The organism is Nocardia sp. NPDC049220 (assembly GCF_040647855.1).
In the GTDB taxonomy this organism is placed as follows: Bacteria; Actinomycetota; Actinomycetes; order Mycobacteriales; family Mycobacteriaceae; genus Nocardia.
On record NZ_JBEZDA010000003.1, the window covers coordinates 345,651 to 365,814 of the forward strand.

Consider the following 20,164-nt stretch of genomic DNA (forward strand, 5'->3'; position numbering starts at 1 on the left):
TCGAAACAGTAGTGCACATCTGTGATTCGTGGGGCAGGACACGCGGCACGGAAATCTCCGGGGAGACTACCGTGCCCCGCTAATCTGCTCTATTCGGTGTGGCGCGCCTTTTGTCGCGGCGTGTCTAATTCGGGCGTGTTGCGGCGGTCAGCCGAGATTCTCGACGACCCAGTCGATGGAACGGATCAGTTGACTGACGTCCTCGGGATCGATCGCCGGGAACATACCGATGCGCAGTTGGTTGCGGCCGAGTTTGCGATAGGGCTCGGTGTCGACGATGCCGTTGGCGCGCAGCACCTTCGCCACCGCGGCGGCGTCCACCGAGTCCACGAAATCGACGGTGCCGACCACTTGCGAGCGGTGCGCCGGGTCCGCGACGTACGGCGTGGCGTATTCGCTCGACTCGGCCCACGCGTACAGCCGCGACGACGAGTCCAGCGTCCGTTTGACCGCCCAATCCAGACCGCCGTTGCCGTTGAGCCACTCGATCTGGTCGGCGAACAGCAGCAGAGTGCTCAGCGCCGGGGTGTTGTAAGTCTGGTCCTTGGTGCTGTTGTCGATGGCGATCGGCAGCGAAAGGAATTCCGGGGTCCAGCGACCGGACGCCTTGATCTCCTCGACCCTGGCCAAGGCGGCCGGGCTCATCAGCGCGATCCACAGGCCGCCGTCGGACGCGAAGCACTTCTGCGGTGCGAAGTAGTAGACGTCCGCGTCGGCGATGTTCACCGGGAGACCACCCGCGCCGGAGGTGGCGTCGATGGCGATCAGCGCGTTCTCCGAGCCCGCGGGACGCTGCACCGGGATGGCGACACCGGTGGAGGTCTCATTGTGTGCCCAGCCGATCAGATCTACCGACGGATCCGAGACCGGCTCGGGGGCGCTGCCCGGATCGGCCGAGACCACGATCGGGTCGCCGATGAACGGGTTGCCCTTGGTCACCGCGGCGAACTTCGAACTGAACTCACCGTTGGTCAGGTGCAGCGAGCGCTCCCGGATCAGGCCGAACGCCGCGGCGTCCCAGAACGCGGTGGTGCCACCGTTGCCGAGCACCACCTCGTAGCCGTCGGGCAGGTCGAACAACTCGCGCAGACCCGAGCGCACCCGTGCGACCACGCTCTTCACCGGCTTCTGTCGATGCGAGGTTCCGAACACCGAGGCTCCGACGTTGACCAGCGACTGCAACTGCTCCGGTCGCACCTTGGAGGGGCCACAGCCGAACCGTCCGTCGGCGGGCTTGATGTCGTCGGGAATGGTCGGGAACGCAGTGGTCATGCGGTACAGGGTAGACGGTGGTAATGCTGTGTCGCGGACCACACTCCAGCTAACGTAGATGTCCATGAGCATGCCGTCGGCCAACTCGGGGTGGTTATCGCGCGGTCGGGCGGCGCGAAATTTCGGATTGCGATTCGGATCGGTGTCGGACGCGGCGCGGCGTGAGTTGCTCGTTCGCGGGGCATCGGGTTCGGCGACGATCCTCGGCGTGCGGCCGCGGCGCACCGAACCGGGGCACGTGTTCTGGGTTCGGGTGCAGCTGGACGGCGAGTTCCCCTACGAGGCCAGGGTGCGGCAGCGGATGACGAAAGCCGACCTGAAGTGGATGCAGCCGGGCGACGTCGTGGGCTGCCGGGTCGACACCGACGATCGCGACCGCGTGGTGCTGTACGTGCCCGATCCCGAGGTGTCGGGACGGGCCGGTATCGCGAAGATCCTGTCCGACGGCCGTCGCGCCGACGCCACCGTGCTCGCCGCCGCGCCGGTCGCCGCCGACTACAGCGGCCGGGACGATCCCGTGCTGCGCCTCGACCTCGAACTACGTGCCTGGGACGAGCCGAAGCCGTGGCGGGTTCGGCTGGTCCAACCGGTTCCGCTGGCCGCGCTCGGTCTTGTCGACCTCGGTCAGCATCTCGAGGTGGCCTTCTTCACGGTCGACCGCGGCGAATCCGTCGCTATCGACTGGGTCGCCTCGCTCGACGACGAATAATTCCGCCGCGGAACAATTCGAGCGTCAGCCGGTCGTACGACGAAGGTGAAACGGTAGTAAGGGCGGCCCGCTGGTTCGCGAATGTCCGCACCGGTCCGCAATTGCGGGCGCTTCGTTTGTCCGAGCGAAATAGCACCGGCTCTGCGGTATTGATCGTGGATTGCACCTGGGTGGCCGATACGTCGCGCTGAAACTCGGCGGTGCTGCTGGAACGGATTCGCGCACGCACATCGCGACATCGTCGTAATGCGCGGTGCCCGCAAGAAAGAATCGCGATGTTCCGTCCGCCGAAGTGGTCAACTGCCGATTTGTCGGCGGCACGCCGTCGATGGCCCGTGCCGAGGTTGCGCCGGCGACGCCGGAGGCGGTAGGTCCGGGTCGCGGCCGGACCTCGCGGCGGTCGGTGGACTACGCGTGCGCGACCACGGACCAGCCCGCGACCTCCTCGGGCTTGCGCGGACCGGGCCCGGTGTAGATCGCGGCCGGGCGGACCAGTTTGGCCAGCCGCTTCTGCTCCATGATGTGCGCACACCACCCCGCGGTGCGGCCACAGGTGAACATGGCGGGCATCATGTGCGCGGGCACCTCGGCGAAGTCCAGGATCACGGCGGCCCAGAACTCGACGTTCGTCTCGATGGCGCGGTCCGGACGGCGCTCGCGCAGTTCGGCGAGCGCGGCCTGCTCCAACGCGACGGCGACTTCGTAGCGCGGGGCGGCGAGCCGCTCGGCGGTGGCACGCAACACGCGGGCGCGCGGGTCCTCGGCCCGGTAGACCCGGTGGCCGAAGCCCATCAACTTCTCCTTGCGGTCGAGGATGCCCTTGACCAGAGCCCGTGCGTTGCCGGTCCGCTCGACCTCTTCGATCATCGGGAGCACGCGCGCGGGCGCGCCGCCGTGCAGCGGGCCCGACATGGCGCCGATCGCACCGGACAAGGCCGCCGCGACGTCCGCTCCGGTCGAGGCGATCACCCGGGCGGTGAAGGTCGAGGCGTTCATGCCGTGCTCGGCGGCGGAGACCCAGTAGGCGTCGATGGCGTCGGTGTGCTTCGGATCCGGGTCACCCTTCCAACGAGTCATGAAGCGCTCGGTGACCGTGGCGCATTCGTCGATCTTCTTCTGCGGCACCGCGGGCTGGTAGATGCCACGCGCGGACTGCGCCACGTAGGACAGCGCCATCACCGAGGCGCGGGCCAGGTCCTCCCGTGCGGTCTCGTCGTCGATGTCCAGCAGCGGCTGGTAGCCCCAAATCGGGGCGAGCATGGCCAGACCGGCCTGCACGTCGACGCGCACGTCGCCGGTGTGTACCGGCAGTGGGAACGGCTCCGCGGGGGGAAGGCCCCTGCCGAACGATCCATCGACCAGCAACGCCCACACGTCACCGAAGGTCACCTGGCTTCCGACCAGGTCCTCGATGTCCACGCCGCGGTAGCGCAACGCGCCACCGTCCCTGTCCGGTTCGGCGATGTCGGTGGTGAACGCCACCACGCCCTCGAGGCCGCTGACGAAATCGCTGGGTACGGTGGCCTGACCACCGGAAACCGCACGGCTGGTAGTCATGGTGCGACTCTCCTTGCACTCCGGGTCGCATATTCTCGTCATTGGGAAGTTCTCGAATTTGACGAGTACATGCCGATCACCAAACCATAGCTCGTTGCTACCCCGGAGTAACGTCTGGCCCATGCGCGACCTGGACAATTCACCCCGCGGACCGGAAACGGCGGAATTCCTGCCGACCAGCGATCTCGCCGCCATGCGCGCGGACTACGGCGGAGTGCCGTACGGCAGCGGCGAGGACGTGGACCTGGACGAGAACTGGCTGGCCGGTGGCTGGGAACCGCTCCTGCGCCACTGGATCGAACAGGCCACCGCGGTCGGCATCCCCGAACCCAACGCCATGGTGCTGGCCACCGTGTCGCTGGTCGGCGGCACGCCACGCCCGGTCGCGCGGACCGTGCTGTGCAAAGGGCTCTCGCCGGAGGGTGTGACTTTTTACACGAACTACGACTCGGCCAAGGGTGTCCAACTGGCCTCCGTCCCGTTCGCCGCGGTCACGTTCGTCTGGCCCGCGCTGGGCAGGCAGGTGCACGTGCGCGGCGCGGTCGAGCGCGTCGCTGCCGAGACGACGGCGGTCTACTGGCGATCGCGGCCGCGGGACTCGCAGCTGGGTGCGTGGGCCTCGCAGCAGTCCGAGCCGATCGGGTCACGGGCGGAGCTGGATCGCACGTTGGCCGAGGCGACCGCGCGGTTCGCCGAGGTGGACGAGATTCCGGTGCCGCCGCACTGGGGCGGTTTCCTGCTTCGCCCCGACGAGGTCGAGTTCTGGCAGGGGCGCCGCGGCAGACTGCACAACCGGATCCAGGTCACCGTCGCGGAAGGAACGATGACGGTCCGACGGTTGCAGCCATGAGCACTCCCGCGCCGTAGGTGAGAAATATCGCGTCGAGCCGTAGCGGGCGACTCGATACGCTGCGGCCGGTGAAAGTGCTCGCCGACACCGCCCCGCTCCGTCATCGGGATTTCCGTCGCCTGTGGACCTCCGGAATCGTCACCATGATCGGCGCGCAGCTGTCCATCGTCGCCGTGCCACAGCAGATCTTCCAGATCACCGGTAGCTCCGGCTATGTCGGGCTGGCCGGGTTGTTCGGTCTCGCGCCGCTGATCGTGTTCGGCTTGTGGGGCGGCGCGCTCGCCGACGTTATGGACCGGCGCACCTTGATGCTCGTCACCAACTCCGGCACCGGGCTCACCGCGCTCGCCTTCTGGATCCAGGCGGCCGCCGGGGTGGACAACGTGTGGGTGGTGCTCGGTCTGTTCGCGGTGCAGCAAGCGTTCTTCGCGGTGAACCAGCCGACACGCAGCGCGACCATCCCGCGTCTGCTGCCGGAAGGCCAACTGGCCGCGGCGAATTCGCTGAGCATGACGGTGATGCAATTCGGCGCGATCGCGGGACCGGTGCTGGCCGGCGCGCTCATCCCGATGATCGGCCTGGCCACGCTCTACCTGATCGACGCGATCGCCCTGCTCGCCACGCTGTGGGCGGTCTGGCGACTGCCCGCGCTGCCGCCCACCGGGTCGGTGCGCAAGGCCGGATTCCGAACCGTGCTGGACGGTTTCGGCTACCTGGCGACTCAGCGGGTGCTGCTCGCTTCCTTCGCGGTGGATGTGATCGCCATGGTGTTCGGCATGCCGCGCGCGCTGTTCCCGCAGATCGCGCATGAGACCTTCGGCGACCCGGCCACCGGTGGCGCCGCGCTCGGCTCGCTGTTCGCTTCGATGTCGGTGGGCGCGGTGCTCGGCGGCGTGTTCTCCGGCTGGATCCCGCGTATCCGTCGTCAGGGGCTCGCGGTGCTCGTCTGCATCGTGCTGTGGGGATTGGCCATGATCGGGTTCGGCGTGGCCGTCGGCTACACCGGGCATGGGCTCGGCCTGGGCCTCGGACTGTGGATCGCGTTGGCCTGCTCGGCCTTCGGCGGGGCGGTCGACATGGTCTCCGCGGCGCTGCGGATCACCATGCTGCAGACGGTCGCCACCGACGATCTGCGCGGCCGGCTGCAGGGTGTGTTCATCGTGGTCGTGGCGGGTGGACCGCGCATCGGTGATGTTGCCCACGGTTTCGCGGCGGCGAGCCTGGGTACTGCTGTAGCCGCGGCCGGGGGAGGAGGGCTGGTGGTGGTCGGCGTAGTCGTCGCGGCCGTCGCCTTCCCTGCTTTCGCGCGTTACCGTGGCGGTCGCGTCCATGCCGAAATACCAGCGTGATGAGCAGGGCGAGCGAAGGACGGCGACGACCGGGCGTGCCGGCGAACCGCACCAGGCCAGGAGGAGATTATGAGCTGCCGCGGGACTACCCCTCAGTATTTGCCCGTATGAGCGTACGGCTAGCGTTGAGGCAAGGGCATCGTGCGCCACCGCGCCCGGTGCCTATGGTTCTAACCTGAGAGGGATCCTTCCGTGCCCGCTGAGAACATCATCAACATCGACGACGATGCCAAGCCGGTCCTTTCCTACCCTGGCGGGGAATTCCCGATGACGGTCACCAGGGCCGCCGAGGGCAACGACGGGATCGAGCTGGGAAAATTGCTGGCCAGCACCGGGTACGTGACGTACGACCCGGGTTTCATGAACACCGCCCCGACCAAATCGGCGATCACCTACATCGACGGTGAAGCGGGCGTCCTGCGCTACCGCGGCTACCCGATCGACCAGCTCGCGGCGTCGTCCACCTTCATCGAGGTCAGCTACCTGCTGATCTACGGTGAGCTGCCTACACAGGCCGAGCTCGAGGATTTCACCGACCGGATCCGCAGGCACACTCTGCTGCACGAAGACCTCAAGCGCTTCTTCGACGGCTTCCCGCGCAACGCGCACCCGATGCCGGTGCTGTCCTCCGCGGTGAACGCGCTGTCGGCCTACTACCAGGACTCGCTGGACCCGCGCGACCCCGAGCAGGTCGAACTGTCCACCATCCGACTCTTGGCCAAGCTGCCGACCATCGCGGCCTACTCGTACAAGAAGTCGGTCGGCCAGCCCTTCCTCTACCCGGACAACTCGCTGAGCCTGGTGGAGAACTTCCTGCGGATGACCTTCGGCTTCCCCGCCGAGCCCTACGAGGTCGACCCGGAGATGGCCGCGGCGCTGGACATGCTGCTCATCCTGCACGCCGACCACGAGCAGAACTGCTCCACCTCGACCGTCCGCCTGGTCGGCTCATCCGACGCCAACCTGTTCACCTCGGTGTCCGGCGGAATCAACGCTCTGTGGGGTCCGCTGCACGGCGGCGCGAACCAGGCCGTGCTGGAGATGCTCGACGGCATCAAGGCCAACGGCAGCGACGTCAAGGAGTTCATCCGCAAGGTCAAGAACAAGGAAGACGGCGTGAAGCTGATGGGCTTCGGGCACCGCGTCTACCGCAACTACGACCCGCGCGCCTCCATCGCCAAGAAACACGCCGACGCCATCCTGAGCAAACTGGGCGGCGCCGACGAGCTGTTCGAGATCGCCCAGGCTTTGGAAGAGGCCGCACTCACCGACGACTACTTCGTCGAGCGGCGCCTGTACCCCAACGTCGACTTCTACACCGGCGTCATCTACAAGGCGCTGGGCTTCCCGACCCGCATGTTCACCGTCCTGTTCGCGATGGGCCGGCTCCCCGGTTGGATCGCGCACTGGCGTGAGATGCACAGCGAGCCATTGAAGATCGGCCGTCCTCGGCAGATCTACACCGGCTACGGCGCCCGCGACTACCACGAGATCACCAACCGTTGACGAATTTCCATCCATCCATCTATCGAAGGGGATAGCCGAATGACCAAACCGGAAATCGAGTTCCAGGAAGGGCCCGCGCCCACCGAACTGGTGATCAAGGACATCATCGAAGGCGAGGGCACGGAAGCCGTGCCCGGCGGCACCGTCGAGGTGCACTACGTGGGCGTCGAATTCGAATCCGGCGAAGAGTTCGACTCGTCGTGGAACCGTGGTGAATCCATCACCTTCCCGCTGCGCGGCCTGATCCAAGGCTGGCAGGACGGAATCCCCGGCATGAAGGTCGGCGGACGCCGCCAGCTGACCATCCCACCGGAACTGGCCTACGGCCCGTCCGGTTCCGGACACCGACTGTCCGGCAAGACACTGGTCTTCGTGATCGATCTGCTGAACGCGCAATAGTTTTGGCAGCGCCTGCGGCGCCGCGTGTTCGCGGCCCCTGGGTGGCTCGCGTCCGAGCGACCGCTGCTTGCGACTTCGTCGCGGACGCAGCGGTCACTCGGACACGAGCCGGGCCGCGAACGCGGAATGGTCGGTCTCGCTTCGCTCGGAAGTGGGGGTGAGCCGATGGGGATATTTGTGGGGTCGTGTGCGGTGTTTGTCAGTGTTCGTGGCGGTCGGGAATACGGGCCCTTGGGGGTTGGACGCGAGACGCGGCGTGAACGGGGAATACTTGGTCTCGCTGACACGGCGACCGAGGAATGCTTGGTCTCGCCGGCGCGAAGTAGCGAATTCCCCACCCGCGGCGGCACTCGCAGCGCCCCCCGACCAGCTTCACTCGGAACATCCACGCCGGGGCGCGCAGCACTCTGACCTGCTTCGCTCGGAATGTGACTGTGCTGATTCGGTGGATGAGTTCGCTATTTGTATCGGTCGGCGGCCGCGGAGTTCGTACAACTATCGCGTGATGGTCGATTGTGGTGGTGGCCCATGTCCCGCACTGAGGGATACGGGCCACCGTCGTATCTCGCCTATTCCTTGACGATTTCGACCGGGTCGGTGAGTGCGAGTGCGAGGGCGGATTGCTGGGTGCTGCTGCGTTGCGGGAGCGTGGCAACAGCTTTGTCGGTCTGGGTGCTCAGGTTGTTGACAATGCTCTGCATCTGGCTGACACCCGCGGTGAGCTGGCTGACAGCGCTGACCAATTGAGCGCCACCCTGCTCGGCGAGTTGCGGCAGGCCCTCGGCGAGCTTCGCACCTGCAGCCAACTGTGTGCTGGCGCTGGACAAACGGTCCACGACGGTGCGGAGCAATGTGCCGAGATCGGTGTTCGGGTCGACCGCGTCGCCGACCAGCGAGCCGAGACCGGTCAACTGCGAGCCTGCCTGGCCGGACACGTCGCGCAGCGCTTCCAGTTTGCCGATGATGTCGGCCAGCGCCGGATCGTCCGCGAACGGCAGCGCGCGCAGCAGCGGAAGAATCTGGTCGAGTCCTCCGCCGACCGCACTCGCCGTCTGCTCCACCTGAGCGATGGTCACGCCGGTCGAATCCAATGCGGCAGCGAGCTGATTCGCCTGCGACGTTGCGCCGGCTACCGTCGAGTTGAGCAGAGCGATAGCCGAAGTCAACTGGGTGGAGCCCTTTTTGGCGAAATCCAGGAAACCCAACATCTGTTCGGCGCCGGAGCTGAACTGGCCGGCGCCTGCCACTGCCGTATTCACTCCCGCGCTGAGCAGCTGAGTGGTGAACTGGACCTGTGACATCTGGGAACGGGCTTGCGAGACCGCGGCCAGCGCAGCGTCCACACCCGCCGCGCCGATCCGATGCGTCACCGCGCCCACCGCGCCGTTCACCAAGGTGACGTCGGCATCCGCGTGCGTGGCCACGGTGACCTTCGCCCGCTTCGGCTGCACGCCGGCCAGGGTTGCCATGGACTCGGTGAGATCGGTGGGCAGCGTGATCACCGCGGCATAGTCGGCGGTGCTCGCCTCGCCAGGTTTCGCGACAGTCCATTCATAGCCGCCGCTTTCGCGCAGCGCCTCGACCACGCGTTCACCTGTTGGACCGGTATCGGCGTTGACCAGTGCGATACCGATTGGACTGCGGTCCGAACGGCTGCACCCGCTGATGCCAGCGCCAACCGACCCGGACACGACGAGGGCTACGGCGAGAAGTGCCGCGCGGGAGCGTTTTCCGATCACGCACGCAGACCCTAGGCGCTGGTTATGGCCCGAGCATTGGCGATTCTCTGAGAATTGGATAAGGGATGTGTTTGTTCGGCAGTGCCTGCGGCGCTGCGGGTTCGAGTCCCCCTATGGCTCGTGTCGGATGACGACCTCGGTCTTGCGCAAACCGATGATCGACTCCGTTCGCCCTCTCCGGGTTCGCAATCCGGAGAAGTCCCGCGCGGCTACGGGAAGGAAGGCTGAAATCCGGCTTCCTGCCCGCGGCGAGCAAACCGGCGAAGAAGAATGACCAGATGGTTTCGAAGCTTCCGACGAACCAACCGGCCACTCATCAGTTCGTCCACGGTCCTATATTGGTGCCGGATAGCAGTCGATCGACATTCATGGCTCTGCTCTTGACCTGCATTGCTGCCCGCAGAACGGCCGGATCGTTCGGGTTTGCCATCACGTTGTCTGCGTGTAGTTCCATATCCAAGGCGAGCCGGTTTCCGATGTAGAGGCGAGTGTCCTCGTCGGCTCTGGCGAAGTTTTCGATGGCGCCTTCTCTCCCTCCAGAGCCGGGGACTCTGCGCATGTTGCCGTTGGCGTCGGCCACGTCCACGTAGGCGCTGCCCACAGCGGTCAGGAAATCCTCATACGTTGCGTGATTCCGCATGACCGCGTGGACCAGTGAGCCATCTTCGCCGTCGCCGTAGTCGCGCTGGAGGTTCGAGGGTGGGCGGGTGCGACGGCGGAACAGACCTGCCTCTTCTGCGGCGCGAGCTCGGTAGGCCTCGCCTCTCGCATCGGTGAAATGCCCGTTGCGACCCGCGAGGTCCAATGCCGCGGCGGCCTGAGCCAGGGGGGCGTACATTGCCGGGTTGTCCTCGGCGCCGCTCGCTGTTTGTATTGCCGCTCGGCCTGCCCGTCTGATCTGGTCGCTCGTCCAACCGCCGGAACCGCTCCTGGCGCTGACGGCGGACATAGCGCTCATGGCCTCGGCCACACTGCCGCCGAGGTCGCGCACCCTCGTGACAGCCACTGCGGCGGAGCGTGCGTTGAATCCTCCCAAATTGGCGATCTCCGAGGCGGCCAGGGCAGCATTGTCGTGCGCTCGTGCGACCGCGATATTCCTGCCCGGGAATCCTGATATAGCCCGTTCCGGCACCTCACCCAGAAGCATTTGGTAACTCAGATAGTTCATGTCCTGCAGAGACTTCGAGTAGTACATGAACGGGTTCTGCCGCCGGAAAAGCCAGGAGGTCGCGGGGTTTCCGTTGATCTCCGCGAGGAGACTCAGTGATCTTCCGATGGCGTGGCCGGGTGACAGGGCGTAGCGGAGAGATCCCTGGCCTGTTGTGTCACCGGCGAAGGTCGGGACCGGCCTGCCCTCGAGTATTGCGCGAATCTTCTCGGAAATCCGGCTCTCGCCACCGATCAGGTTCAGGTCGAGACGGCGCAACAGCACAAAGCCCGCGATAAGCACTATGCCGCCGACGAAGATCACCGCTATACCGCTCTCGGGCGCGGACCGGAAAACGCTGTCCAGCACCAGAATATAGCCGCCTTCGAATGAGAACAGAACAACCATCGAAAAGGCATCGGCGGCCATGCCGACGAGGTTGCGGACCAAGAACGCCTGGGTGGGACCGTATATGAATCCGCCGGCGGCGAAACCGAAAATGGCCAGGAGGCCATGAAATATCGACGAGAGTGCGGCGAGGAAGATCTTGATCGAGAGGTAGGCCAGGAATATCAGTAGAATCGTCCCGAAGATCAACAGCACCAAGCCGGTACCGACCTGTCCGAATGTGGGGTTCTCTATTCTGCCGCGAGCTGCGGAGTTGCCGCACTGCCGCATACCGTCCGCAAGCTGTGATTCACTGCCTGCCAGGACCGCCGATGTCCATGCTGCGCGGCAGCTGGGCGAATCGTCGACAACTTGGCCGAGATTCCACACCTGCACCGGATGCCGCGCGAAATTGTCCGCCAAGGTCGTGCTGAATCCCTCGACTATCGATGTCGGATTCGGATTCGACTGGCCGTTCAAACCCGCGGCGACCGCTATACCGACATCGCGTCCTTGGGCCAGGAGGCCATGCGACGACAGCACATCGGCCATCGGGTTCGCAAGATATGCGGCCCCGGACAAGGCGACGATAAACATTGCAGTGACCTGCACGACAGCTTTGGCGGGGTTTCCGCGCAGAATGAACACCGCTACGAAGACCCCGCCGATCGTGACCGCCACGACCAACATGAGTGGGGTGGCCAACGTGGCAGTGAGGCCGTCGGCGACCGCGCTAAACGGTTTGCCGAGCCAATTCAGCCAATCGAAATTCGCCACGAACAGGGCGATCCAGATGGCGCCGATCACCAAGACCATGAAGATCGCGAAGAGAAGCCCCAGTATTATCGACACCCCGCCGCCCTTTACGTTGAAAAGGCTCGGCTGGGTAGCGAAGATGTAGCTCGACAACGGAACGCCGGACGAGTCCTTGATGCCGGTCCAGGCGAGTCCGTCGATGGTAGATGTGCTTCCAGCCAAGGCGACGGCGTCGGCCGCGCCGCTGGCGACGATCGTGGCAGCCAGGAGAAGCAGCAAACTGACCAGGACGCGGACGGTGACGTGTCGTCGACGGGTGGCGCGCGCCCAGTCACGGCATCGCTTCACTACAGCTCGCAGGGACCAGTCCATGTCCCACGCGCTCGAGATGTTGAGGCTGGAGTCCGGTTCAAGCTCGATGAACAGCGGCATACATTTTTGTCCCACAACCGGAATCCAGATCGCGTCTAGGCTACATCTTGGTTGGTACACTACCAAACGTGCCGTTAGTTGTCGGCGTGATTCGTGGTGACGTAGTGGATAGATAACGGTTGAACTGCGGCGTCACGCCGCCGCACCGGCGAGCGTCAATCGGCTGTGGGATCGGGAAGTTCCAGGATCAAGCGAATTCCGCCCAGGGTGCCCTCGTCGAAATAGGCTCGGCCGCCGTGTAATTGGGCCTGCTGGGCGACCAAGGCGAGACCGAGGCCAGAGCCGCCCTTGCTCGCTCGGCTGCCGCGGAAGAAACGGTCGAAGACGGCTTCGCGTTCGTCAAGTGGGATGCCGCGACCGTTGTCATCGATGGCGATGACGATGTGACCGTTCGGGGCGCGGTACGCGGAGACGAGAGCCTCGGTGGCTCCGCCGTGCTTCACCGAGTTGGCCAGAGCGTTGTCCACCGCGAGGCGTAGCCCGGCGGGCAGGCCGCGGGTCACCAACTCGGCATCGGAGTCGATGCGTACCGTGAGGCCGGGAAAGTGACGCATGGCGTCGTGCGCGGCTTGATCACACAGATCGCCGACGTCGGTGGCGACATGGTCGCGTTCGTTGGTCAGGTCCCCGGTGGCCAGGCGCTCCAGCGCCATGAGCGTAGTTTCCACCCGACCCTGGCTGCGTTGCAGGTCATCGAGGATCTCGGTGCGCTGCGCCTCATTCAGATCGAGGGTGCGCAGCACCTCGAGGTCGGTGCGCATCGCGGTGAGCGGGGTGCGCAACTCGTGTGCGGACACGGCGGCGAAGTCACGCGCGGTCTCCAGCGCGGCAGCGGTCTGTGCCTGAGCCTGGTCCACTCGATGCAGCATGGTGTTCACCGCGTCCGCCAACTTTTCCGCCTCGCGCACGCCGGAACCCTCCACCGGTGGCTGCGCATCGCGGGGATCGGGGAATGCGCTGCGCGCGCCGACCTGTCGGGTGAGCCGGACGATCGGGCGCACCGCGGCGCCCGCGAGCAGCCAGCCGAGCGCCGCCGCCGCGGCAATGGCAAGTAGTGCGCCGCCGAGCACCCAACGCTGCTGTTCGGCAGTAGCCTCGGCCGCACTCGCGGCGGGTATGCCGAGCGAAACCATGCGTCCTGCCGGTTGGTTCTCGGTGGTCGTGAGGATCCGATACGGCGTACCGCCCACCGGGAGGGTGCGCGATCCGGGTGGCAGCGCCGGTAATTCGGTGGCCGTGCTCGCCGTGCTCGTGCCGTCGTCGCGGACCGTGACGGCCATGCCGTTGTTGAGACCGGTCAGGCTGATGAACTTGACCGCGATGACCGGTTCGATCAGCACGATCCGCGCCGCGATGGCGAGCTGCTGATCGGACTGCTGCACGTTGTTGCGCTCGATAGCGCGGATGCTGATCACGCTGATCAATGTCACGACGACGATCGCGCCCGCCGCCGTGGCGCCCGCGACCCTGGTCCGCAGCGAAAACGACCGCCGCCGCCTGGCGGTCGAGACGGTTGCCCGGCCCGGTCGCGCGGTGTCCGGCGCGGGCTCGGTCATTTCGGCGCTCGCAGCACGAACCCGACGCCGCGGATTGTATGCAGCAGCCGGGGCGCGTCGTCCACCTCGAGTTTGCGGCGCAGGTAGCCGACGAATACATCCACCACGTTGGTATCGGCCGCGAAGTCGTAGCCCCACACCAATTCCAGCAGCCGCTCCCGGCTCAGCACCACACCGACGTTGCGGGCCAGGGTGGACAACAGTTCGAATTCCCTTTTGGTGAGATCGATCTCGCGGCCGTGCAGCAATGCGCGGTATCCCGCGACATCCACCTCGAGTGCACCGATGGTTATCGCGCCGGGAGTCGCCGAAGTCGCAACATCCGAGCGCCTGCGTAGCAGCGCGCGGATCCGCGCCACCAACTCCGCGAGTACGAACGGCTTGACCAGATAGTCGTCGGCGCCGGACTCCAGCCCGGAGATTCGGTCGTCCACCGACGCCCGGGCGCTGAGAACACAGATCGGCACCTCGTTGCCCATTGCGCGTAGGGCGGTGACCACGCCCGCACCGTCGAGCACCGGCATGTTCATATCCAGCACGATGGCGTCCGGGGCGTGCTCGTTCACGCTGCGCAGTGCCTGTGCGCCGTCCCGGGCAACCAGCACGTGAAACCCGGACAGCCGCAGGCCTCGTTCGACCGACGCCAGCACATCCTCGTCATCGTCGACAACGAGAACGGTCGGGGTCGAGGTCGTCGTCACGTCATCCATTGTGCCGCCACTTTGTGCAGGGCTCGGTTAAGTGACCTGCTGATTTCGGAGGAGCAGGGGTTCTGGCCGAGTACGCTCAAGACGCGGGTCGCATCGGATGCGGGACCTGAACGCGAGCGCGGACTACCCGACTGTTGGTCGGGACGTCACGGAACCGCTGATCTCGCAAGAACATGGGTAACTCGCCGGGTACGTCCAGAACTCGAGCGGCACCCCCACGGAGGACATGAACGCAAAGTCCGTGTCACCTGACGATTACGGCCTGAGTACCGGGGAGGCGGAACAGGGCTCAATAGTTGTGGCAGGTCTCGGCCACGGTACGGATGGTGTCGCGCAGTTGCGCGGTGCGGGGATCGTTCTCCGCATCGCGTGCCGCCTGCGGATTCTCGTCGATGGCCCGGCGCAACTCGGCCCGGCGTTGGGCGACCGGCTGATCGAATTTGCGCCGCAGTTCTGCCTTCTGCGTCGGGTTGGCGTCGAGCATGGACGCGAGCTGCGGCGCCTTGTCGTGCAGTGCGGAGTCGACCTGGGCGAAGGAACAGTCCGAATCCAATAGTGGCGCGCCCAGTTCCATCGGGTCAGCCGTCGCGATCGCGGGGCTGAGGAACATCGCGACCGTCGCGAATCCGCCGACGCCGAGTGCGGCGATTCGGTCTACGGAACGTGGCATGGGGTGCTGCCTCCATATCGTCGAGGGGTTTCGGGACAGTCTCGAGGTTATTGCGATGAACTGGCGCACGGGTGAACGCTCTCTGAGGATGCTCTGAGGAGCGTGTCCGACCCGCGACATCACGACGGCGCCACCCGATCGACGTCGGGCTGCACCACGTCGTCAGGATTCTCGGTACGCTGCGGCGCGGACTCGTGCTGCGCCGACCGCGCGGCGCGGATCTGGTTCGACAGAGTCACCAGCATGGCGGGATCGTCGATGGTGGAGGGCACCTCGAACGCCTCGCCCGAGGTGATCTCCCGGATGGTCTTGCGCAGGATTTTGCCGGATCTGGTCTTGGGCAGCGAGGTCACGATAACGGCGTCGTAGAGGGTAGCGATCGCGCCGATCTGGGCGCGCACCCGCGCGATCAGCTCGTCGCGCAGCTGTGCCCGATCGATGTCGACGCCGGACTTCAGCACCACGTAGGCGAGCGGCCGATGGCCCTTGAGTTCGTCGGGCAGACCGATGACCGCGCATTCGGCGACGGCCTCGTGCCCGGCGATGGCGGCCTCGATACTGCCCGCCGAGAGTCGGTGCCCGGCCATGTTGATGACGTCGTCACTGCGTCCGAGGACGTACAGGTAGCCGTCCTCGTCGAAGTAACCGGAGTCACCGGTGAGGTAGTGGCCCGGATACACGGAGAGATAGGAGCGTATGTAACCGGCGTCGTCGCGCCACAGACCGGTGAGCGTGCCGGGCGGCAGTGGCAGCCCGATGACGATGGTGCCCTCGACGTTCGGTGCTACCGGATTGCCGGAGGAATCGAGCACACGGAGTCGATAGCCGGGTACCGGCACCGAGGCCGACCCGGGCTTGATCGGGAGTCGTTGCAGGCCGAGTGGGTCCGCGCAGATCGGCCAGCCGGTCTCGGTCTGCCACCAGTGGTCGACCACAGGGCAGTCGGAGCGGTCACCGAGCAGGATCTCGTCGGCCCACGCGTAAGTGGCCGGATCCAGCCGTTCGCCCGCGCAGAAGAGTGCGCGCAGTGTGGAGAGGTCGTAGTCGTGTGCCAGTTCGGCGTCCGGGTCTGCCTTGCGGATGGCGCGCAGCGCGGTCGGCGCCGTGAACAGCACGTTGACCTTGTGTTCGGCGATCACCCGCCAGTACGCGCCCGCGTCCGGTGTGCCGATCGGCTTGCCTTCGTACAGCAGCGTGGTGGCGCCGACCAACAGTGGCGCATAAACGATGTAGGAGTGCCCGACCACCCAACCGACGTCGGACGCCGCCCACATCACCTGGCCCGCGCCGACGTCGTAGATATTGCGCATGGACCAGGCGAGGGCCACCGCGTGCCCGCCGTTGTCGCGGACCACGCCTTTCGGCCTGCCGGTCGTGCCCGACGTGTAAAGGATGTACAGCGGGTCGGTCGCGGCGACCGAGACCGGATCGGCGAGCGGCGCATCGCGGACCGCGTCATCCCAGTCGAGCCATCGCGCCGCGACCCCGCGTGCGGAGTTCGATAGGTCGTCGGTGTCGGGCACGGGCGCGGGTACCGAGAGACTCGAGAACTGCGGCCGGTGTTTGACGATCACAGTGCGCGGTGCGGTGGTTTCGGCAAGATCCAATGCCTGCGAGACGATCGGCGGATATTCGATTTTCCTGCCCGGCTCGAGCCCGCCGGACGCTGTGACGATCAACACCGGCTCCGCGTCGTCGATGCGCGCGGCCAATTCCGGAGCATTGAAGCCGCCGAACACCACCGAGTGCACCGCGCCGATGCGCGCGCAGGCCAGCATCGCGATCACCGCCTCGGGAATCATCGGCAGGTAGATCAGCACACGATCGCCCATCGAGACGCCGAGCCCGGCCATCGTTCCCGCGAACCGGGACACCTGCTCGAGCAACTCGGTGTAGGTGTAGACCGCTCGGGCGCCGGTCATAGCGGAGTCATATATCAATGCCGGCTGATGCGCGCGGCTCTCCCCTTCTTCGGCACCCGCGTGCACGTGCCGGTCAAGCGCGTTGACGGAGGTATTGAGGCGAGCGTCGGGAAACCATTTGGCTACCGGGCGAGCGCTGGTGTCGACGATCTGCGTTGGTGGCACGTCCCAGTCGATCGCGGCGGCCGCGTCGGCCCAGAACTCAGCGGGATCCACCAAGCTGGTCTGGTAGGCCGGTCGGTACTCGCGCCGCACGTTCAACCCCGTGACTCCCTAGCCTCGCCTCGATGCCCGCCTCGATAGATCTGGTTGATTGTGGCAGACTTCACGCGACGTCCGGGTGGGCGTCGCGACCTTTGGTTTTGCCTGGAATTGGCAGGTCACCGATCGCGAAGTTACGCTGAGTCCCCCAAGAAGTTATTGATCCGTTAGAATCTGGTGTCACTTATTTGGGCCGTCGTAGACGCAATTTCTCGGCCAGCCGCAGCTCTCGGCCAGCTCCACCTGTCGAGCCAAGCACGCGATTGTGGAGGTTCGGTTGATGGCGCGTGGTAGGGGCCAGTTTGGAAAGTGAGTGGGAGATGCGTGACGCCGCTAGGTCCGGCAGTAAGCGCTGGGCGCTCGGCAACTGGGACCTGCGCTGGAAGGTAACGGCGGTCCTCGCTGTGCCGCTGGCGGTCGCGGTCGGACTCGGCGTGTCCAGGATCTCGTCGCAGTTCGCGGAATCTAACCAGCTCGCCGACGTCGCCAACAACATCACCGCCATCCCGGTGGTCACCGCGCTCAGTGCGCAGACCGCGACCACCGCGAGTTCCCAGATGGTCGCGCTCGCGCCCAACACCTCCGTGGTCACCGATCAGAACCTCGCGGATCTGGACAAGGCGATCGCCAACGCCGAGAAGTCGGCCGACCGGCTCAGCAGCGTGCCCGGCGCGCGCGAGGCCTTCGACGACATGATCACTCAGGCCAAAGCCGTGCGCGGTCAGGGCAAGGCGGTCGCCACCAGCCCGAGCGCGGACACCATCGCGATGATCGACCGGGTCCGCAACAACAGCGTGCGCATCGTCGAGTCCACGGTCGGCCAGGTCAGCGACAGCGCGGTCGACGCGGCCAAGCTACGGCTGGTCGACTCGCTCAACACTCGTGCCGCCTTGGTCAGCGCAGTCGCGGCGTTCCCCGACGTGCTGCGTAATCCGCAGACCGGTGCGCAGGGCTTCCTCGTCGCGGCCAACACCGAGCGCTCACTGCTGAACGTGCTGGCACACCGCTTCTCCGACGGCGACACCTCGATCGCCGACCTGCGAGCGGGGATCGACACCAGGATCGCACTGCTCAGCAGTCCGCAGGCGCAAGCTGGTCAGATCCCGATCGGTGACCTGAAGAAGTCGCTCTCCGACAGCCTCTCGGTCTATGAGCTCGTCGTGAGCAAGGCGACCAAAGATATCGATAACTCGATGACCTCGTTGGTGTCCTCGGCCCAGGGCGGCGCGTGGACCTACACCGCGGTCGTCATCCTGACCATTCTCGCGGCGCTCCTACTCGCCGTGTTCGTCGCCCGCTCGATGATCGTCCCGCTGCACCGGCTGCGTCTGGCCGCGTTGCGCGTGGCCGAGAGCGATATGCCGCAGGAGGTCGCCCAACTGCGCAACGGCGCCTCGCCGGAAGAGGTTCCGCTGGAGCCGATGCCGGTGCGGAGCACTGAGGAGATCGGTCAGCTTGCCCGCGCCGTCGACGACATCCACGGCCAGGCGCTGCGCCTGGCCAGCGATCAGGCGAAGATGCGCTCGCAGGTCAACGACATGTTCGAGACCCTCGCCCGCCGGTCCAAGTCGCTCGTCGACCACCAGCTCAGCCTTATCGAGGCGATGGAGTACGACGAGAAGGACCCGCGCCTGCTGGAGAACCTGTTCCGGCTGGACCATCTCGCCGCGCGTATGCGCCGAAACGGCGACAACCTGCTCATTCTCGCGGGCACCAGACAGCGCCGTGCCAAGTCCGCTCCGGTCGAGATCGGCGACGTGCTGCGCGCCGCGATCTCCGAGGTCGAGGACTACGAGCGCGTGAAGCTGGGCGCCACGCCGCGCGGTTCGCTCATCGAGCCCTCCGCCTCCGACCTCGCGCACCTATTCGCCGAGTTGTTGGACAACGCGCTGCGGGCATCGCCGCCGGAGACCGACGTCAAGTTCACCTTCGCGCAGGCGCACGATCAGGGCATGCTCATTGAGGTCGCCGACCGAGGCATCGGCATGCCGCCGGCCGAGATGGCCGAGATCAACCGGAGGCTCGAGCAGACCGCGGAGCCCGGCCCGGACACAGCCCGCCACATGGGTCTTTTCGTGGTCGGCAGGCTCGCGGAGCGGCACGGCCTCACAGTGCGACTACGACCGACCTTTGACACCGCCCGCGATCCCGGCGTGACCGTCACCGTGCACGTACCGATCGGCCTGATCGTCGCGGGTAAGCCGATCGTGGCGCAACCCGTCACCCCGCAGCCGTCTCCGCCCCCTGCCACGCCGCAGCGTCCATCGGCACCGCCGTCCATGCAGATGCGGGCGATCACGCGGACCCCCGGGGGCAATGTCATGGTCACGGTCGATCCGGGGGTGAACGGCGCGACTCCGGCCGACAATCCCACACCCAATGCACCGTCGAGTGGACCGATTCCGGCTGGACCTGGCGGTCTGCCGCAGCGCCAGCCGGGTACGTCGATGTCTTCCGGTTCGCGTTCGGACGCCCCGCAGTCGAACTCCAGCCTGCGCTCCGCGGCGGGAGCACCCGGCCAGTCGCCGAATGGACCGCAGCGTGGCAAGCTCGCCGCGGCCAACCTGCCCAAACGTAACCTCAACCCGGGCGGTCCGCCGCCGCGTGGGCCCGATGCTCCGTCCGAGCCGTCCAGCGCAGGTCTTCCTGCCCGCGAGCCGAGTTCGGGCGAACTGCCGGTGCGCCAGCCAGGCACCAGTGGGGTTCCGCAACCGAGTGTCGGTTTGCCACAGCGCCAGCCGGGCGCGAATGGTATTCCGCAGCGTGAGCCGGGCGTGGGTGGTTTGTCGCAGCGTGAGTCGGCGTCGGGTGGTATTCCGCAGCGTGAGCCGGGCGTGGGTGGTTTGCCGCAGCGTGAGCCGGGCGTGGGTGGTTTGCCGCAGCGTGAGCCGGGCGTGGGTGGTTTGCCGCAGCGTGAGCCGGGCGTGGGTGGTTTGCCGCAG

General features: G+C 66.2%; 14 protein-coding genes. 6 read left to right on the forward strand and 8 right to left on the reverse strand.

Annotated elements, in window-relative coordinates:
• Window positions 1–147 precede the first annotated feature (147 nt).
• Window positions 148–1,272: a phosphoserine transaminase gene (serC, locus tag AB0C34_RS13155; RefSeq protein WP_357070834.1), complete on the reverse strand. Its 1,125-nt coding sequence runs from the start codon at window positions 1,270–1,272 to the stop codon at window positions 148–150.
• Between the two features lie 64 nt (window positions 1,273–1,336).
• Between serC and AB0C34_RS13160 the strand changes: the two genes are divergently transcribed.
• The gene (locus AB0C34_RS13160) at window positions 1,337–1,981 is read left to right on the forward strand and encodes a hypothetical protein (RefSeq protein WP_357070837.1); all 645 of its coding nucleotides are present in this window, start codon (window positions 1,337–1,339) and stop codon (window positions 1,979–1,981) included.
• A gap of 408 nt (window positions 1,982–2,389) precedes the next feature.
• On the opposite strand, the gene AB0C34_RS13165 is transcribed toward AB0C34_RS13160, so the two are convergent.
• Window positions 2,390–3,538 (reverse strand): citrate synthase 2, encoded by a 1,149-nt coding sequence (locus tag AB0C34_RS13165; protein WP_357070840.1) that lies wholly within the window; start codon window positions 3,536–3,538, stop codon window positions 2,390–2,392.
• Between the two features lie 121 nt (window positions 3,539–3,659).
• Here AB0C34_RS13165 and pdxH point away from each other — a divergent pair, with 121 nt between their 5' ends.
• From pdxH to AB0C34_RS13185, 4 genes are all read left to right on the forward strand, one after another.
• Window positions 3,660–4,388 carry a pyridoxamine 5'-phosphate oxidase gene (pdxH, locus tag AB0C34_RS13170; RefSeq protein ID WP_357070843.1) on the forward strand — a complete coding sequence of 243 codons (729 nt, stop codon included), beginning with the start codon at window positions 3,660–3,662 and terminating at the stop codon, window positions 4,386–4,388.
• A gap of 68 nt (window positions 4,389–4,456) precedes the next feature.
• Window positions 4,457–5,737, forward strand: coding sequence for an MFS transporter (locus AB0C34_RS13175; RefSeq protein WP_357070846.1), 1,281 nt, complete (start codon window positions 4,457–4,459; stop codon window positions 5,735–5,737).
• A gap of 192 nt (window positions 5,738–5,929) precedes the next feature.
• On the forward strand, window positions 5,930–7,243 hold the full coding sequence (locus AB0C34_RS13180) for a citrate synthase (protein WP_357070849.1): 1,314 nt from the start codon (window positions 5,930–5,932) through the stop codon (window positions 7,241–7,243).
• A gap of 39 nt (window positions 7,244–7,282) precedes the next feature.
• Complete coding sequence (locus AB0C34_RS13185) at window positions 7,283–7,642, forward strand: FKBP-type peptidyl-prolyl cis-trans isomerase (RefSeq protein WP_357070852.1); 360 nt, start codon at window positions 7,283–7,285, stop codon at window positions 7,640–7,642.
• Between the two features lie 569 nt (window positions 7,643–8,211).
• Here the strand turns inward: AB0C34_RS13185 and AB0C34_RS13190 are convergent.
• The 6 genes from AB0C34_RS13190 to AB0C34_RS13215 form a co-directional block, all read right to left on the reverse strand.
• Window positions 8,212–9,381, reverse strand: a complete 1,170-nt coding sequence (locus tag AB0C34_RS13190) for a hypothetical protein (RefSeq protein WP_357070854.1) — start codon at window positions 9,379–9,381, stop codon at window positions 8,212–8,214.
• Between the two features lie 316 nt (window positions 9,382–9,697).
• On the reverse strand, window positions 9,698–12,103 hold the full coding sequence (locus AB0C34_RS13195) for a hypothetical protein (RefSeq protein WP_357070857.1): 2,406 nt from the start codon (window positions 12,101–12,103) through the stop codon (window positions 9,698–9,700).
• 155 nt (window positions 12,104–12,258) lie between these two features.
• Window positions 12,259–13,659 (reverse strand): HAMP domain-containing sensor histidine kinase, encoded by a 1,401-nt coding sequence (locus AB0C34_RS13200; RefSeq protein ID WP_357070860.1) that lies wholly within the window; start codon window positions 13,657–13,659, stop codon window positions 12,259–12,261.
• Window positions 13,656–14,369 carry a response regulator transcription factor gene (locus AB0C34_RS13205; RefSeq protein ID WP_357070863.1) on the reverse strand — a complete coding sequence of 238 codons (714 nt, stop codon included), beginning with the start codon at window positions 14,367–14,369 and terminating at the stop codon, window positions 13,656–13,658. The genes AB0C34_RS13200 and AB0C34_RS13205 overlap by 4 nt, the downstream gene beginning before the upstream one ends.
• Before the next feature lie 289 nt (window positions 14,370–14,658).
• Window positions 14,659–15,039, reverse strand: coding sequence for a hemophore-related protein (locus AB0C34_RS13210; RefSeq protein ID WP_357070865.1), 381 nt, complete (start codon window positions 15,037–15,039; stop codon window positions 14,659–14,661).
• A 119-nt stretch (window positions 15,040–15,158) separates the two neighbouring features.
• A complete protein-coding gene (locus AB0C34_RS13215) occupies window positions 15,159–17,222 on the reverse strand; it encodes an AMP-binding protein (protein WP_357070868.1) in 2,064 nt (687 codons plus the stop codon).
• A gap of 320 nt (window positions 17,223–17,542) precedes the next feature.
• Here AB0C34_RS13215 and AB0C34_RS13220 point away from each other — a divergent pair.
• Window positions 17,543–20,164, forward strand: a 2,622-nt coding sequence (locus AB0C34_RS13220; protein WP_357070870.1) for an ATP-binding protein, incomplete at its 3' end; no start/stop codon positions are given.

Bases quoted from the DNA above. Each gene is read 5' to 3' on its own strand.
- AB0C34_RS13165 (WP_357070840.1), bottom strand. From the start codon at position 3,538: ATGACTACCAGCCGTGCGGTTTCCGGTGGTCAGGCCACCGTACCCAGC.
- pdxH (WP_357070843.1), top strand. From the start codon at position 3,660: ATGCGCGACCTGGACAATTCACCCCGCGGACCGGAAACGGCGGAATTC.
- AB0C34_RS13195 (WP_357070857.1), bottom strand. From the start codon at position 12,103: ATGCCGCTGTTCATCGAGCTTGAACCGGACTCCAGCCTCAACATCTCG.
- AB0C34_RS13210 (WP_357070865.1), bottom strand. From the start codon at position 15,039: ATGCCACGTTCCGTAGACCGAATCGCCGCACTCGGCGTCGGCGGATTC.
- AB0C34_RS13205 (WP_357070863.1), bottom strand. From the start codon at position 14,369: ATGGATGACGTGACGACGACCTCGACCCCGACCGTTCTCGTTGTCGAC.
- AB0C34_RS13160 (WP_357070837.1), top strand. From the start codon at position 1,337: ATGAGCATGCCGTCGGCCAACTCGGGGTGGTTATCGCGCGGTCGGGCG.
- AB0C34_RS13200 (WP_357070860.1), bottom strand. From the start codon at position 13,659: ATGACCGAGCCCGCGCCGGACACCGCGCGACCGGGCCGGGCAACCGTC.
- AB0C34_RS13185 (WP_357070852.1), top strand. From the start codon at position 7,283: ATGACCAAACCGGAAATCGAGTTCCAGGAAGGGCCCGCGCCCACCGAA.
- serC (WP_357070834.1), bottom strand. From the start codon at position 1,272: ATGACCACTGCGTTCCCGACCATTCCCGACGACATCAAGCCCGCCGAC.